General features: G+C 31.5%; 15 protein-coding genes and 1 riboswitch. Of the genes, 11 read left to right on the forward strand and 4 right to left on the reverse strand.

Features of this window, described 5'->3' with window-relative positions; genetic code table 11:
- Positions 1–86: 86 nt before the first annotated feature.
- Positions 87–620, reverse strand: a complete 534-nt coding sequence (locus Q1J48_RS03705) for a helix-turn-helix domain-containing protein (protein WP_300331389.1) — start codon at positions 618–620, stop codon at positions 87–89.
- A gap of 570 nt (positions 621–1,190) precedes the next feature.
- Between Q1J48_RS03705 and Q1J48_RS03710 the strand changes: the two genes are divergently transcribed.
- Positions 1,191–2,204 carry a PTS sugar transporter subunit IIC gene (locus tag Q1J48_RS03710; protein WP_300331386.1) on the forward strand — a complete coding sequence of 338 codons (1,014 nt, stop codon included), beginning with the start codon at positions 1,191–1,193 and terminating at the stop codon, positions 2,202–2,204.
- 4 nt (positions 2,205–2,208) lie between these two features.
- Positions 2,209–3,417, forward strand: a complete 1,209-nt coding sequence (locus Q1J48_RS03715; RefSeq protein WP_300331383.1) for an L-serine ammonia-lyase, iron-sulfur-dependent, subunit alpha — start codon at positions 2,209–2,211, stop codon at positions 3,415–3,417.
- A gap of 182 nt (positions 3,418–3,599) precedes the next feature.
- Here Q1J48_RS03715 and Q1J48_RS03720 read toward each other — a convergent pair whose 3' ends face one another.
- From Q1J48_RS03720 to Q1J48_RS03730, 3 genes are read right to left on the reverse strand one after another with little or no spacing between them, the layout of a single operon-like run.
- On the reverse strand, positions 3,600–4,007 hold the full coding sequence (locus Q1J48_RS03720) for a hypothetical protein (protein WP_300331380.1): 408 nt from the start codon (positions 4,005–4,007) through the stop codon (positions 3,600–3,602).
- Entirely contained in the window at positions 4,001–5,338 is a 1,338-nt protein-coding gene (locus tag Q1J48_RS03725; protein WP_300361333.1) for a sensor histidine kinase, read from the reverse strand. The genes Q1J48_RS03720 and Q1J48_RS03725 overlap by 7 nt, the downstream gene beginning before the upstream one ends.
- A gap of 4 nt (positions 5,339–5,342) precedes the next feature.
- On the reverse strand, positions 5,343–6,002 hold the full coding sequence (locus tag Q1J48_RS03730) for a response regulator transcription factor (protein WP_300331374.1): 660 nt from the start codon (positions 6,000–6,002) through the stop codon (positions 5,343–5,345).
- 276 nt (positions 6,003–6,278) lie between these two features.
- Here Q1J48_RS03730 and Q1J48_RS03735 point away from each other — a divergent pair, with 276 nt between their 5' ends.
- The 9 genes from Q1J48_RS03735 to Q1J48_RS03775 all read left to right on the forward strand — a co-directional run bounded on the left by Q1J48_RS03735 (position 6,279) and on the right by Q1J48_RS03775 (position 16,721).
- On the forward strand, positions 6,279–6,515 hold the full coding sequence (locus tag Q1J48_RS03735) for a YdbC family protein (protein WP_300361336.1): 237 nt from the start codon (positions 6,279–6,281) through the stop codon (positions 6,513–6,515).
- 123 nt (positions 6,516–6,638) lie between these two features.
- A complete protein-coding gene (locus Q1J48_RS03740; RefSeq protein WP_300331368.1) occupies positions 6,639–7,601 on the forward strand; it encodes a Gfo/Idh/MocA family protein in 963 nt (320 codons plus the stop codon).
- 8 nt (positions 7,602–7,609) lie between these two features.
- On the forward strand, positions 7,610–8,479 hold the full coding sequence (locus tag Q1J48_RS03745; protein WP_300361339.1) for a cobyric acid synthase: 870 nt from the start codon (positions 7,610–7,612) through the stop codon (positions 8,477–8,479).
- The gene (gene cbiB, locus Q1J48_RS03750; protein WP_300361342.1) at positions 8,479–9,432 is read left to right on the forward strand and encodes an adenosylcobinamide-phosphate synthase CbiB; all 954 of its coding nucleotides are present in this window, start codon (positions 8,479–8,481) and stop codon (positions 9,430–9,432) included. Before Q1J48_RS03745 ends, cbiB begins: the two co-directional genes overlap by 1 nt.
- Before the next feature lie 10 nt (positions 9,433–9,442).
- Positions 9,443–9,865 (forward strand): hypothetical protein, encoded by a 423-nt coding sequence (locus tag Q1J48_RS03755; protein WP_300361344.1) that lies wholly within the window; start codon positions 9,443–9,445, stop codon positions 9,863–9,865.
- A gap of 13 nt (positions 9,866–9,878) precedes the next feature.
- Positions 9,879–10,946 (forward strand): pyridoxal phosphate-dependent aminotransferase, encoded by a 1,068-nt coding sequence (locus tag Q1J48_RS03760; RefSeq protein ID WP_300361346.1) that lies wholly within the window; start codon positions 9,879–9,881, stop codon positions 10,944–10,946.
- Positions 10,947–10,995: 49 nt separating this feature from the next.
- A riboswitch (purine riboswitch) is annotated at positions 10,996–11,096 on the forward strand.
- Positions 11,097–11,403: 307 nt separating this feature from the next.
- The gene (purE, locus tag Q1J48_RS03765) at positions 11,404–11,889 is read left to right on the forward strand and encodes a 5-(carboxyamino)imidazole ribonucleotide mutase (protein ID WP_300331938.1); all 486 of its coding nucleotides are present in this window, start codon (positions 11,404–11,406) and stop codon (positions 11,887–11,889) included.
- Positions 11,889–12,995, forward strand: a complete 1,107-nt coding sequence (purK, locus tag Q1J48_RS03770; RefSeq protein ID WP_300331941.1) for a 5-(carboxyamino)imidazole ribonucleotide synthase — start codon at positions 11,889–11,891, stop codon at positions 12,993–12,995. Before purE ends, purK begins: the two co-directional genes overlap by 1 nt.
- Positions 12,996–13,028: 33 nt before the next feature.
- Positions 13,029–16,721 carry a phosphoribosylformylglycinamidine synthase gene (locus tag Q1J48_RS03775; protein WP_300361349.1) on the forward strand — a complete coding sequence of 1,231 codons (3,693 nt, stop codon included), beginning with the start codon at positions 13,029–13,031 and terminating at the stop codon, positions 16,719–16,721.
- The last annotated feature ends 33 nt before the right edge of the window (positions 16,722–16,754 follow it).

Below are 16,754 nucleotides of genomic sequence, written 5' to 3' on the forward strand. Positions count from 1 at the left end.
AGTTAAAAAGTGGGGAAAAATCTTCCCCACTAATAAAAAAAGCTATACAAATTAATGATATTAAATCCTTAATTTGTAATAGCTCCCTATTTTTTACTTGAAAACCAATAAACAGTAGATAAAGAATCATCAGGGTTTCTATATCTATGTGGTGTATTTTGTTTAATAAAAATAGAATCTCCCTCGTAAAGATGATAAAGAGTCTTATCAAGTTCTATTTCAAGCTCACCTTTAACAACTACTCCAATCTCATCATAATCGTGTCCCCAAGAAAGTTCGTGGAAAGAACCTTTTTCCTTTATTGTGATAGCAATTCCATTAAGACTTTCTTTTCCACTTAAAAGCCTTTCAACTTTTAAAGCTGTCTTATCATTGTTAAAGATCTCCTCTCTCTCTTCAACTCTTGTGATAGGTTTTTCTTGAGTTTCATCACTTAAAATTTCCATTAAGTTTACTTCTAAGGCGTAACAAATTTGTTGTAAGTTACTGATAGAAGGGCTATTTAAGTCACGTTCTATATTACTAAGAAATCCAAGAGATAAACCAGTTTTATCAGAAAGTTGTTTTAGAGTATAATCTTTACTTTTTCTAATAGCTTTGATTTTATTCCCAAGTTTCATTCAGGAATGTCCCCCCTTTTTAAATAATTATTTATAGAATTATATCACAAATAATACTTAAAGTAAAATAGTGAATAAAATTTATTTGATAAAATAATTTGTCCTCTATGTTAAATAAAAATACCAAAAAATTTAATATAAGTGAACAAAAGTTTAAAATATATTTATTATTTTTAACTTAATATTTTTTACAATATAAATTCTTGAATCTGTCATATTATACAACAGCCTGTTTTGATAGTCAAATGGTTTTGATATTTTTATCTGCTAAAAATCATTATAATGAAAAAATAAAAAATTCAAAAAAATGAAAAATATATTAATAAATATTTATAACATATATATTTGTTTCCTCTATAATGAAAAAAATTCAATTAAAATACTAAAAAAATGGTTATGTTTATCTAAATTTAATAAAGTTAAGTGAAATTTAATTCATTAAAATGAAAAAAATATTGAAAGTTTATGGAAAGTATGCTATAATTTTTCATACATATGAAAAAATTGTATTTGTGAACTAAATAAATACAATGTTAATTTATATTAAACAAAATAAGGCGAGGAGTGAGAATGGAAACTTTAAAAGGAATTATTTTATTATTTGTAGTATTAGGTGGATTTTCATTATTTAGTATGAAGATGCCTAAAGGTATGAAGGCAATGGGAGCTTTAGCAGGGGCAGCAACAGCAAGTTTTTTAGTTGAGGCATTTCAATTATATGTTGGAAGAGATATCTTAGGAATATCTTTTTTAGGAGATGTTGGAAAGGCAGCTGGAAGTCTTGGAGGAACAGCAGCAGCTGTACTAGTACCAATAGCTTTAGGAGTTAATCCTACATATGCAGTGTTAGTTGGAGTATCAGTATCAGGGTTTGGAATATTACCAGGATTTTTAGCAGGATATATTTTATCTTTCATTATACCAAAATTAGAGGAGAAAGTACCTCAAGGGTTAGATTTAATAGTTATAATTTGTTTTATAGCACCTTTAGCTAGATTGATTGCAGCACTTTCAAATCCAATTGTAAATTCAACATTATTAAACATTGGAGCAATATTAGAGAATGCATCTCATACAAGTCCAATATTAATGGGAATTATCTTAGGTGGAGTTATAACAGTAGTAGCAACAGCACCTTTATCATCAATGGCACTTACTGCAATGATGCAACTTACAGGTGTACCTATGGCAATAGGAGCTTTATCAGTAATGGGATCTTCATTTATGAATGGAGTATTCTTCCACAGAATGGGATTCGGAGATAAGAAAACTACAATAGCAGTAGCAGTTGAGCCATTAACACAGGCTGATATTATATCTGCAAACCCAATTCCAGTATATGTAACTAACTTTATAGGTGGAGCTTTAGCGGGAGCTATCGTAGCAAAATTTGGATTAATAAACAATGCAACAGGAACAGCAACTCCAATAGCTGGATTAATGGTAATGTATGGATTCAATGATGCAATGACAGTTACAAAAGTAGCTTTAATGTGTGCTGGAGCTGGAGCACTTTCAGGTCTAATTGGATCTATAATATTTAGAAATTATAAAATAAAAACAGTAAAAGAAATAAGAGGTTAATTGAATGGATAGTTTAAAAGAGTTATTTAAGGTAGGATGTGGTCCTTCAAGTTCTCACACAATGGGACCAGAGAGAGCTGCTAAGAAATTTAAGGCAGAAACAGAAGATGCAGATTCATATAGAGTAGAACTTTATGGAAGTCTTGCAGCAACAGGAAAAGGACATTTAACAGATTGGATAATAGAAGAAACTTTAAAACCAAAGAAAACTGAAATAGTATGGATGCCTGATTTCATTCACGAGTACCATACAAATGGAATGAAGTTTTATGCTTTAGACAAAGATGGAAATGTAATGAAAGATTGGTTAGTATTCTCTGTTGGTGGAGGAACTATAAAAGAATTAACTGATAAAAGATCAGGTGCAAGTGAGTGTTACCCATTAAATAAAATGGACGACATTATGGCTTGGTGTAAAGAAAATAAAAAAGAGCTTTGGGAATATGTTGAGCACTGTGAAGGAAAAGAGATCTGGGATTATTTAAAAAATATCTTTGATGTAATGACAGCAGCAGTTCAAAGAGGAATTAAAAAAGATGGTGTTTTACCAGGAAAATTAAGATATCCAAGAAGAGCTAAAGAGATCTATGACAAAATAGACAAAAAGAAAAATTATTTAGTTTTAACTAAAAAAATATTTGCTTATGCTCTAGCTGTGTCTGAAGAAAATAGTAGTGCTGGAACAATAGTAACAGCTCCTACTTGTGGATCAGCAGGGGTAATTCCAGGGTTATTAACAGCTTTAGTTGAAGAGTATGAATTAGATGAAACAACAACATTAAGAGCTTTAGCAATAGCTGGATTAATAGGAAACCTTATAAAAGAAAATGCAACTATATCTGGGGCTGAAGGTGGTTGTCAGGCTGAGATCGGTGCAGCTTGTTCAATGGCATCAGGAATGGCAGTTTATATCTTAGGTGGAACAACTGAACAGATAGAATATGCAGCAGAAATGGGAATGGAGCACCACTTAGGAATGACTTGTGACCCTGTTGGTGGATATGTACAAATCCCTTGTATAGAAAGAAATGCTATCGTTGCAGTTCGTTCTCTAAATACAGCAGACTATGCTCTATCAACTGACGGAGAGCATACAATAAGCTTTGACCAAGTAGTAGTAACTATGAAAGAAACAGGAAATGATATGTGTTCTTCTTATAAAGAAACTTCTACTGGTGGACTAGCAAAATACTACGATAAATTCTTAAAATAATAAGTTTACTACTCAATTTATATAAAAAAGGGTTGGGTAAAATTACTACCTAACCCTTCATATATTTTAAAATTTATCCTAACAATAATGCTAAAAATAAAAAAATAATTTCTCATAAAATAAAAAGCTAAAGATAAACCCTTTAGCTTTTATTATATTATTTAAATAAATTTGATAGAAAATTATAATAAAATGCTTGATTCAAAAAGAGGATCACTTTTATAAAAATTAGGAATCTTAATTCCTAAAATACCTTCGATTTCCTTAATATGATAAGTTCTCAATAGATTTCTTTCATTTTTTAAAATACCTATCTCAGACATTAAACATTTATATTTTTTTTCATTCTTATCCTTCAATGCTCTGTTAGCAGAAGAACGAAGTTCTATAAAACGATTTCTAAAATTAATTTCATCTGTCATAATATTTTTTTTGACAGATAAAAGTTGCATAAGTTTTTCTTTAGGTAGGTCTTTTAATAGTTGGGAAATTTCAAAATCATTTTCAGCCTTTTCAGAAAGATAGTTCTCAACACTAGAGAAAGAAAAGGTACTGAGAGCCAGAAAAAAACAAATTATTAAATTTAACAATTTTCTCCTCCTTTAAACCAAAAGATAATCAGTTCACCCTCTTTATACACTCCAAAATCAAACTTTTGTTTCTCAAGTAGATCTTTTACAATAGCAAGTCCAAGCCCTGTTCCATTTTTTCTTTCACGAGCAGTGTCAGCTCTATAAAATGGTATCCACAGGTTTTTAATATTCTCCTCAGGAAGAGATGACTTGTTTTTTATAACAAAAGAGTTCGTATCAGTAAAAATCTCTATGTTGTCATCTTCAGAATATTTACAAGCATTTTCTAAAAAGTTTTTAATAATTATAGAAAATTTTTCTTTGTCCCCTGTGAAACGGTGCCCTTTAAAAGTTGTTTTAAATTTTTTATTTGAGTATATTTTTTGTAGCCTTTGAATTTCAGTCTTTATAATTTCACGAATATCAAAAGTGGTTATATTGAACTCTAAAAAATTTCTCTCGGAACGAGATAGGAAAAGAAGTGAGTTTACAAAGTTATTCATATTTGTAGTTTCCTCTAAGATAGTATCAAGATAGAAGTTTCTCGACTCCTCATCATCAGCTATCCCCTCTTTTAACCCCTCAGCATAGTTGTTTATTATTGCAATAGGTGTTTTTAGTTCGTGGCTAACATTTGAGATAAACTCTTTTCTCATCTTTTCATTTTCTTTTTCAAGCTCAATATCCTTTTTCAAAATTTCAAAATTTCTTTTAAGATTCATCTCCATTATATTAAGATTTCTTCCAAGCTCTCCGATTTCATCATTGGATTGGAAGTTAAAATTTTCTGAAAAATCCATTTCAGCTACTTTTTTAGCGGTGTTCATCATAGAAATAATAGGATTACTTAAAATTTTTGATAGAATTAATGAAAGAAAACAACCAAGTACCAAAGCTATCAGAATAATCTGGACATAGATACCATTTATTGCTTCAACAGGCTCTATGACAGAGCTTAAAGAGGCAACCATAACCAAAAGAAGTTCCTTGTCATATCTAGTAACTAAAAGAAGTTTTCTATCTGGTGAAAAGTCCTCGTTTGTGATTTTATAAACAACATTTTTATTTACCAAAATATCGTTTATCTCTTTTTTGTTTAAAGGGAAGTTATACTCATCTAAAAACTCGTGCTTAGTAAGAAATATCTTTATATTGTTTTCCTCTTCTGCCTTAGCAAAGTCGATATAGATACTTGGGTTTACAAGTTTTTCAGCCACAGTTAAAAGATTTTTTTTCTTTACATTCAGATAATATTTTTCAAATATAAACCTATTGAAAAATAGAATAGAAACCAAAACAATGGTAATGATCAGGGAGGTAAATAAAAGAATCTTTGTTTTTATTTTCATTTGGTTATTCCTCCTCTATCTTGTAACCAGCACCTCTGACAGTAACAATATATCTACTATTCAATTTTTTTCTAAGTCTTTTTATCTGAGAGTCAACAGCCCTTAAGTCCCCCTCGTAGTCATACCCCCAAAGAGAAGTTATTATTTTATCTCTCGATAGTACCTGTCCCTTATTTTTAATAAGTAACATAAGAAGTTCAAACTCTTTAGAGGATAGCTCCAAAGGTTCATCATTCATAAACACCTCAAAGCTACCAGCATTTATTTTTAATTCCCCAAAAACAATAGTTTCTAAAGAGTTTTTATTTCTTAAGAAAGCTTTAATCTTAGCAACTAAAACTTTAAGACTTACAGGTTTTATGATATACTCATCAACATTTAAGTTGTAACCTTTTAAAATATCGTCCTCATCAGCCTTAGCTGTGAGCATAATAACAGGAATAGTTTTGTCAAACTCTCTTATCTCCTTAAGCACCTCAAATCCATTAAGCTTAGGTAGCATAACATCTAAAACCACAAGATCAGGCTTTTCAGAAAAGAATAGATCACAGGCCTCAAGCCCCTCTTCTGCTTCAATAACCTTATAATTTTCTTTTGTAAGAAAATCTTTCATAATTCTTCTTAATTTATATTCATCTTCAACAATAAGAATTTTATTTTCCATATTATAAAGTTCCTCCAAAATAATTTAGTACTTATATTGTAGCAAAAAAACTAAAATAAAGCTATTAATCTTTATAGGATTTTAGCCTTACACCAGATTAGTTTTTATTGGACTTTAATATAAAAATAAAATAGTTAAAATTAAAAAAATAATATTTTAACAATTTTAAGAAAAACTTGTGTCAAGTTTATGTCAAAAAAATATAAAAAAATTTTTGGAAGAGTTATTTATATGTTGTATAATATGAATATAAAGTCAAAATTAAGAGGTGGAGAAATGGCAGAAATAAAATATGATATCATAGAAAAATTAGGAGTTATTGGAGAGGGATCTAAAGGTTGGAAGAAAGAGGTAAATATTATCTCTTGGAATGGTAGAAAGGCAAAACTAGATATAAGAGATTGGGACGAAAATAACGAGAAGATGGGAAAAGGGATAACTTTAAGTAAAGATGAGTTAAAGGCATTAAAAAGTCTTTTAAATTCATTTGAAGTTGAAGATCTAGATATTTAATTAGAGGTAGTACAGAGGTAGAAAGTAGAAAAAGGATAGGAAAAATGGATTAAAAATGATTTATAAAAATTTCTTCGTAGTTTGCAGAAAAAATTTTTAAGCTAAAAAATGAGGAGGGATTTTATGATAAAATTTGGAATTGTGGGTACTAACTGGATAAGTGGGGACTTTGTTGATGCAATAAAGAAAGATGCAGGTTGTAAGATAGTTGCCGTTTGTTCAAGAAAAAAAGAGACAGGTTTAGATTTTTGTGATAAGTACGAGCTTGATATAGAAGTTTTTACAGATCTTAATGAGATGACAAAATCTGATAGAATAGATGCTGTTTATATTGGTTCTCCAAACTCTTTACACGGAGAACAGGCTTTTATATGTCTAAATAATAAAAAGCACGTTATCTGTGAAAAGCCAATTACCACAGACTTAGAGATATTTGATAAAAATGTAAAGGTTGCTAAGAAAAATAATGTGGTTTATATGGAGGCTATGAAGACAACTTTTTTACCTAATATGAAAGTTTTAAAAGAAAATCTATCGAGAATAGGTACAGTTAGAAATGTTATTTTTAACCACTCTCAGTACTCATCAAGATATGACAAACTTTTAGAGGGAGAAATTACAAATGTTTTTAATCCAAAATTTCACGGAGGATCATCTTTTGATTTAGGGGTATATCCTGTCTATGTAGCTCTTTATCTTTTTGGGGAGCCACTATCTTATACGGCGAGAAACTATATGTTACCCTCTGGAGTAGATGGAGCTGGAACTATAATCCTTACCTATGAAGATAAGATAGTAACTTTGATGCACTCAAAAATAAGTCAAAGCTATACAAGAAGTGAGATCTTAGGGGAAAAAGGAAGTATAATAATCGAGGATATATCAAAATTAAAAAGTTTAAAACTTGTGTTGAGAGATGGGACAATGGAATATTTAACCCTACCTCAAACACCTAACCAAATGGTTTATGAATTAAAAGAATTTTTAGAGTTAATAAAAAATGGAGAGGTTGAGTCATCAATAAATTCATTTAAAAACTCAAGAAGTTCAGTGGAAATTTTATCAAGAGTAAGAAATAAGATATAGAGGAATAGATGAATAATAAACATAAAAATATAATAATACTTGGGACATCTTCGGGGGCTGGAAAAAGTATAATAACCACAGGGCTATGTAGGATATTTTATAAGGACGGATATAAGGTTGCACCTTTTAAGGCTCAAAATATGTCGAGAAACTTTGCAGTTATAAAGGATAATAAAAAGATAGCAATATCACAAGTTTTACAAGGGGTAGCTTGTGGACTAGAGCCAGAGCCTTGGATGAACCCAATACTTCTTCTACCTAAGGGAGAGGGAAATATAGATATAATTTTAGGTGGGGAAGAATTTTCCCACTCAACTGGTGAATGGTATTCTAAAAATAAGACTCTCTTTAAGAGATACCTTTCTGAATACTATGAAAATGCCAAGAAGTTTGAAATCTGTGTCCTTGAGGGAGCTGGAAGTCCTGTTGAGATAAATATAAAAGAAAATGACATTGTGAATATGAATATGGCTAAGATGGTAGGAGCTAAGGCAATACTTGTGGCTGATATTGATAGAGGTGGAGTTTTTGCGTCGATTTTAGGGACTTATATGCTACTTGATGAGGAGGAGAAAAAACTTCTAAAGGGGATAGTCATAAATAAATTCAGAGGTAAAAAAGATATATTACAAAAGGGAATTGACGAAATTGAAAAACTTACAGGGGTAAAAGTCTTAGGTGTTGTCCCTTATGAAATGATTGATATAGAAGATGAGGACGGACTTATCTCCAAAAGAGATACAGAGGATATAAAGAAAAGATGTGGGGACAAATCCTTTGAGGAGTACAGAGAGGAACAGTTTGATAAACTTGAAAATTTACTTAGAGAAAATTTAGATATAGATTATATCTATAAGATACTAGACGGAGAGAGATAATGAGTTTTGCAGTTAGATATTTGATAGCTTATGGAATGGATCTTATTTTTGGAGATCCAGAGTTTTTATACCATCCAGTGAGAGCCATAGGAAAATTAATAAAATTTTTAGAGGATAGATTATATGATTTAGAAAATAAAAGGGTTGCTGGAGGGCTACTTGTTTTAGTTACCTTGGTGGTTACCTTTATGGTGTCATATTTTTTTGCTATGTTTAAAATAACTGAGATATATTTTTTATACACAACTTTAGCTACAAAATGTCTAGGTGATGAGGGGCTAAAAGTGTATAAGATTTTAAAGCTCAAGGATATTGAGAGGGCAAAAAAAGAACTTTCTTATCTTGTAAGTAGAGATACAGGTGAGATGGAAGAGGGGCAGATAATAAGAAGTGTCATTGAAACAATAGCAGAAAATTCTGTTGACGGGGTGTTAGCTCCGATGTTTTTTGCTGTGATAGGAAGTCTTTGTACTTGGCACGGGATCTCTTTAGCTCTTCCCTTTGCTATGACTTACAAAGCTATAAATACTATTGACTCTATGATAGGGTATAAAAATGATAGATATATGGATTTTGGAACTGTTGGGGCTAAAGTTGACGATGTGGCAAACTATATCCCTGCAAGACTTAGTGGGATATTTATAGTGATAGGAGCTTATATATGCAAGTATGACTATAAAAAAGCTTTTGAAATCTATAAGAGGGATAGAATGAACCACGGAAGTCCAAACTCTGGACACCCTGAGGCTTGTTTTGCTGGGGCTTTAGGTCTGCAGTTTGGGGGAAAAACAAAGTATTTTGGAAAGGTTTATAATAAACCAACAATCGGAGATAAGAGAAAAGATTTTTCAGTGGGGGATATATTAAAGGCTAGAAAACTTTTATATGCCTCATCTTTTGCTGGGCTTGTTATATTTTTAATGCTTTCTAAAATTTCCGACTTAGTTCGTTAGAGGTGGAAAAGTGAAAGAGATAAAAATAAGAACTGATAATAGTGAAAAGGGAATAAATGATATAACTTGTTTATGGAACAGGGTTTTGAGTTGTGGGGAAGAATTTTCCCCACAATTAAATGAGATCTTTATATCAAAATATTCAAACTACGAGGATAGAGAGTTTGGAAAATATGACTATACTATAATGATATCTAAAAAAGATTTTTTAAATGAACTAGATGAGAAAGTCAGAGAGGGAAAATATATAAGATACCATTTTGGTGATGAAACAATAGAAAAATCAGCCATTGAAACTTGGAAAAAAATCTGGGAAGATAGTGGAGAGAAAAGAATAGAAAGAAACTATATAGAGGACTATCAAATCGATATACCAGAGGTTTTTTCAGAGGACAAAAAGGCACATACAACAGTTTACATTGGGATAAAATAAAAAGGATGAGATTATGGATTTACATGGAGGAAATATATATAAGTTTCAAAGAGAGGGAAAGAGTGATATTTTAGATTATAGCTCAAATATCAACCCTCTTGGAGTACCTGAAACACTTAAGGAGGCAATAAAAAATAGTTTTGAGGTGTTGGAGAGATACCCAGATATAAACTATGTGGAGTTAAGGGAGAGTATAGGAAGATATAACGAAGTTAGCAGAGAAAATATAATCGTAGGGAATGGGGCTACTGAGGTTCTGTTTCTTTATATGAAAGCACTATCACCTAAGAGAGCTTTGATAGTTTCTCCAACCTTTGCCGAGTATGAAAGAGGTTTAAAAAATATAGATAGTGAGATTGAATACTTTCCTTTAGATGAGATAAGGGAAGAGGGAAAAAATTATTTTGACTTGGATATTGAAAAATTAAAAAAAGAGGGGGCTAAATTTGATCTAGTTGTTCTATGCAATCCAAACAACCCAACAGGGAATTTTATAGATGTGGAGAGGATAAAAGATCTAAATGAGTCCTTGGAAAAAAATGGAACTAGACTTTTTATTGATGAATGTTTTATAGAATTTATGACAAATTGGCAAAAAAAGACATCTAAGATATTAAGAAACAAGAATATCTTTATATTGAGAGCTCTTACGAAATATTTTGCTCTACCGGGGATTCGTTTAGGTTATGGGATAACCTACGATATGGATATTGTGAAAAAGATAGGGGATATTAGAGAGCCTTGGACTGTAAATGCCTTTGCCGATCTAGCTGGAAAAATTATACTAGATGACAAAGAGTATATGGAAAAAACTGATAAGTGGATAGTTGAAGAGAGAAAAAATTTTGTTGAGGAATTAAAGAAAATAGAAGAGGTAGAGGTCTTTGAGACATATTCTAATTTTATTTTGCTAAAACTAAAAACTTTAACTTCAGAAGAATTTGTAAAAAGAATGTTGGATAGAGGAATTTTAGTTAGAGATGCTAAAAACTTTAAGTTTCTGAATGAGAAATATGTAAGAATTGCAATAAAAGATGTTGAAAAAAATAGAAATTTTATAAATAAAATAAAAAATATATAAAATTACTTGAAAAAAAAATTGAAATGTGATATTCTATCTTCATTCAAATAAGACCTTAAAAAAAGAAGCTTATATAATAATCATAATAAGGATGATTAGTCTCTACCTACAGCCGTAAACTTGTAGACTATAAGTGATTGTCAATGGGGTGTTTTTTTCGCATTCCCATTGGGAAATTATATAAACTTCTTTTGTTTTCATTAATGGTTGGTGTAATCATTTAAAAAATAAAGGAGATAAAAAGGTGTTTTTAATTTTTCTTGATAGGGAAAAAATTTATAAGAGTATAAAACAAAAAGACAAGAATAATTGTAAGCATAATTGTAATCAAAAATATAACTATAATTGTAATTTTAATGCACGAAGAAGTGGGCATATAGTGTGTCCAAAATTCTGAGTGCATTTTTTTATTTCTAACATATATTAAGGGATTGATTAATTTAGGAGGGGTGTTGTGATGCCTAGAGTTGGTGTAATAATGGGAAGTCGTTCAGATCTTCCTACAATGGAAAAAGCTGTTGAGATGTTAAAGAGATTCGGTGTTGACTATGAAGTTAAAATAGTATCAGCTCACAGAACTCCAGAACTTATGTTTGAGTATGCCAAAACAGCTAAGGAAAGAGGGTTAAAAGTTATAATAGCAGGAGCTGGTGGGGCAGCTCATTTACCAGGAATGGTTTCAAGTCTTACTCCTTTACCAGTACTTGGTGTTCCAGTGAAATCAAGAGCTTTAAGTGGACAGGATTCACTTCTTTCAATAGTTCAAATGCCTGGTGGGATTCCAGTAGGAACATTGGCAATAGGTGAGTCAGGAGCTAAAAATGCAGGAATATTAGCAAGTGAGATAATAGCTTTACAAGATGAAGAGGTAGCTAAAAAGATTGATGAATTCAGAAGAGAGCAGAGAGATCAAGTTTTAGAAACAAGTGAGGTTGAATTATAATGTTAATTGAAAAGGGTACAATAGCAATCCTTGGTGGTGGACAACTTGGAAAGATGCTTTGTGAAAGTGCTAAGAAACAAGGTTATAAAACAATGGTTTTAGAGCCATCTCCATCTTCTTGTGCAAGATTTGTAGCAGATCAACATCTAGTGAAAGCCTATGATGATAAAGATGCTTTAATAGAGATAGCAAATAAATCAGATGTTGTTACTTATGAATTTGAAAATGTAACAGCTGAGGCGATAAATATCCTAGAGGAAAACGGTGGATATATCCCTCAAGGAATAAGACCATTATATATAAGCCAACATAGAATAAGAGAGAAATCAAGCATAAATAAGTTGGGAATTAAAACTGCTAAGTTCTGTGAAGTCCTAAATGAAAAGGATCTGGATAAGGCAATAGATGAGATAGGTTATCCAGCAATCCTAAAAACTTCAATGGGTGGATATGACGGAAAAGGACAATGGGTTATAAGAACAAAAGAGGACTTAGAAAAGACTAAGAAAGAGTTAGAAGATAGAGAATACATACTAGAACAGATGGTAGACTTTAGATGTGAGCTTTCTTGTATAGGGGTAAAAAGTACAGATGGATCTATCGGGATTTTCCCAGTGGTAGAAAACATACATAAAAAAGGGATACTTCATATTACAATAGCTCCAGCAAGAGTTGATGAAAAGATCCAACAAAAGATAAGAGAAATAACTAAAAAGATTATAGATGGACTTGATTTTGTAGGTCCTTTGGCAATAGAATATTTTTATGGGAAAGATGGAGAGATATATGTAAATGAGATGGCTCCAAGACCTCATAACTCAGCACACTATACTTTAGATGGCTGTGACAAATCACAATTTGATCTTCACATTGAGGGGATATGTGGAAGAAAGTTAGAAGATCCAAAACTTCTACACAAAAGTGTGATGTTAAATATTTTGGGACAAGATGTAGAGAGAATAGAAAAAGCTACATTAAAAGATAACGAGTTTCTTCATATGTATAATAAGGGAGAGGCTAAGGTTGATAGAAAAATGGGACATTTAAACTTAATCGGAGATGACTTAGAGGCACTTATAAAAAGAGCTGAGGAATTGAGTAAATAATTTTTTAAAATTTAAATATATTTTGGAGGAAAGATGAATAAGAGAATTTTTGTTTCTAAAAAACAAGGGTTTCAAGTTGAGGGAGAATCTATATTAAATGAATTAAAAGAAAATCTTTATGAAACAGGTTTAGAAAAAGTTGAATTAATCAATGTATATGATGTTTTCGACTGTGATGAAGATGATGTAAAACTTTTAAAAACTAAGGTTTTATCTGAGGCAGTAACTGACAATGTATATGATGAGGTTGATCTTGCTGGAAAAACATTTATAGCAATAGAAAACTTACCGGGGCAATATGATCAAAGAGCTGACTCTGCTGAGCAATGTTTAGTTCTTTTAAATAGTAAAGATACAGTAAAAATTAAAAGTGGAAAGATAGTTGTTCTTTATGGTGAGATTAAATCATTTGATAAAATTAAAAAATATCTAATCAACCCTATCGAAACAAGAGAAAAAGATCTAAATGTACTAGATAATACAGAGGACTTTAAAGTTGAGCCTGTACCAGTACTAGAGGGATTTAACGACTATACAACTGAAGATTTACAAAAATTCTTAGATGAAAATGGTCTTGCTATGACATTAGCTGATCTTGAGCATATCCAAAAACATTTTAGATCAGAGAAAAGAAATCCAACTGAAACTGAGATAAAAGTTTTAGATACTTACTGGTCAGACCATTGTAGACATACAACATTTGAAACTTTCTTAAAAGATGTTAAGATTGAAAAGGGACAAATGACTGAGGCAATCCAAAATGCTTATGAAAAATATTTAAAATTAAGAGAAGAAGTTCACGGAAATAGAAAACCTATGACACTTATGGATATGGGTACTATCGGTGGAAAATATATGAGAAAAATAGGAAAACTTGACGATATGGAAGTATCTGAAGAGATAAATGCTTGTAGCGTTGAAGTTGACATTGATGTAGATGGACAAACTGAAAGATGGCTATTAATGTTTAAGAACGAAACTCATAACCACCCAACAGAGATTGAGCCATTTGGTGGAGCAAGTACTTGTATCGGTGGAGCTATAAGAGATCCATTATCAGGAAGATCTTATGTATATCAAGCAATGAGAGTTACAGGAGCTGGGGACATATGTGAAAAAGTAGAGGATACTATGGAGCATAAACTTCCTCAAGTAAGAATATCTAAGGGAGCTGCTCACGGATATGCATCTTATGGTAACCAAATCGGACTTGCAACTACATTTGTAAAAGAGATCTACCACAATGGATATAAGGCAAAAAGAATGGAAGTTGGAGCTGTTGTAGGAGCAGTTAAAAAAGAATATGTATTAAGAGAGGAGCCAGTACCTGGAGATATAATCATAGTTCTTGGAGGAAAAACAGGAAGAGATGGTGTAGGAGGAGCTACTGGATCATCAAAAGAGCATAATGACTCATCACTTACTAAATGTTCTTCAGAAGTTCAAAAGGGAAATGCACCTGTTGAAAGAAAGATCCAAAGAGCATTCAGAAATCCAGAGGTTACAAAACTTATAAAAAAATCTAACGACTTCGGTGCTGGAGGAGTTTCAGTAGCAATAGGAGAGTTAGCTAGAGGAATAAATATCAACCTAGATAAAGTAACTGTTAAATATTTAGGTTTAAGTGGAACAGAACTTGCAATCAGTGAATCACAAGAGAGAATGGCTGTTGTAGTTGCTCCAGAAAATGTAGAAAAATTTGAAGAGTTAATGAGAGAGGAAAACTTAGAAACAAGTATAGTTGCAGAGGTAACTGAAAAAGAAAATCTTGTTATAAACTTCAGAGGGGAAAAGATAGTTGATATTCCTAGAAGTTTCTTAGATACAAACGGAGTAAGACAGGAACAAAATGTTGAGGTAAAAGCTCCAGAGGTTGTAGATGTATTTGCATCTAACAAAGAGGGAAGTCTAAAAGAAAAACTTGTAGCTACTTTAAAAGATATGAACGTAGCATCTCAAAGAGGTATGGTTGAAATGTTTGACGCCACAGTAGGAAGATCAACAGTTCAAATGCCTTATGGTGGAAAATATCAACTTACTGAAACTGAGGCAAGTATCCAAAAATTCCCTACAAAAGGATTTACAAACACAGCATCAATACTATCATTTGGATTTAACCCATACATATCTGAAAAATCTCCATACTTAGGAGCTATATATGCAGTTGTTGAATCTTTAGCAAAGGTAACAGCAGTTGGTGGAGATTATTCAAAAGCTAGACTTACTTTCCAAGAATATTTTGAAAAACTTGGTAAGAACCCAGAGAGATGGGGTAAACCATTTATGGCTATCTTAGGAAGTATCGAGGCACAAGTTGAGTTTGGAACTCCAGCAATCGGTGGAAAAGACAGTATGAGTGGAACATTTAAAAATATAGATGTACCTCCTACATTAATATCTTTTGCTGTTGTAACTGAAAAAACTCAAAATATAATATCATCTGAGTTAAAATCTGAAGGAGATTATATCTACTTAGTAAAACCAGAATACAATAAAGACTTCACACCAGTATATGAAACTTTAAGAACTAACTTTGCTAATGTAAGAAAAGAGATTTTAGCTGGAAACATAGTTGCATCATCAGTTGTTAAATTTGGTGGAGTGGCTGAGGCATTAATGAAGATGACTTTTGGAAACAAACTAGGAATTAAGGTTGAAACTACTGAAAACCTATTTGACTTAGTACCAGGAGCAATAGTAGTTGAGTCTAAAAAAGAATTAGGATTTGGAACTTTACTTGGAAAAGTTGAAGGAAATACAATTAAGATAAATGAGGCTGAAATCGGAATAGATGAGGCAATAGGAACTTGGGAAGAGAGATATGGAAAAATATATCCATATACAGCAAATAAACAAGCAAACGGTGAGGCTATAAAACCTACTGAGAAAAAAGGAAATATGGTTCAAAAAGCATCTAAACTTTATGATGAGCCAAAAGTTTTAGTAATGGCATTCCCAGGAACAAACTCTGAATATGATACAGCTAAGGCATTTGACAGAGCTGGAGGAAAATCAGAGATATTTGTAATAAATAACCTATCAGTAAAAGATATGGAAGAAAGCATCGAAAGATTATCTAAGAAGATACTTGAGGCTCAAATAATAGCTATCCCAGGAGGATTCAGTGCTGGAGATGAGCCAGACGGATCTGGTAAATTTATAACAAATATATTACAAAACCCAAAAATTAAAGAGAGCATAAATAAATTCTTAGCTAACGAAGGATTGATGTTAGGAATTTGTAACGGATTCCAAGCTCTAATAAAATCAGGATTACTTCCTTATGGAGATATGGACAAATTAAATGAAAACTCTCCTACATTATTTAGAAATGATATTAACCGTCACGTTTCAAGAATGGCTACTACAAGAATAGCATCTAATTCTTCACCTTGGTTATCATCATTTAATATTGGAGATGTTCATTCAATAGCTCTATCACACGGAGAAGGAAAATTTGTTGTTAGTGCTGAATTTGCAAAAGAATTATTTGAAAATGGACAGGTTGCAACTCAGTACTGTGATTTAGAAGGAAACCCTACTTTAGATCCTAAATATAACTTAAACGGTTCATACTATGCAATTGAAGGTATAACTTCAAAAGATGGAAGAATCTTAGGAAAAATGGGACACTCAGAGCGTTATGAAGATGGAGTATTCAAAAATATCTATTTTGAAAAAATGCAAGACATATTCGCTAACGGAGTAAACTTCTTCAAAAAATAATTAAGAAAACAAGCTACATTAAATTTTTTAAAT

It is taken from the genome of Fusobacterium sp. (genome assembly GCF_029258315.1).
Lineage (GTDB): Bacteria > Fusobacteriota > Fusobacteriia > Fusobacteriales > Fusobacteriaceae > Fusobacterium_B.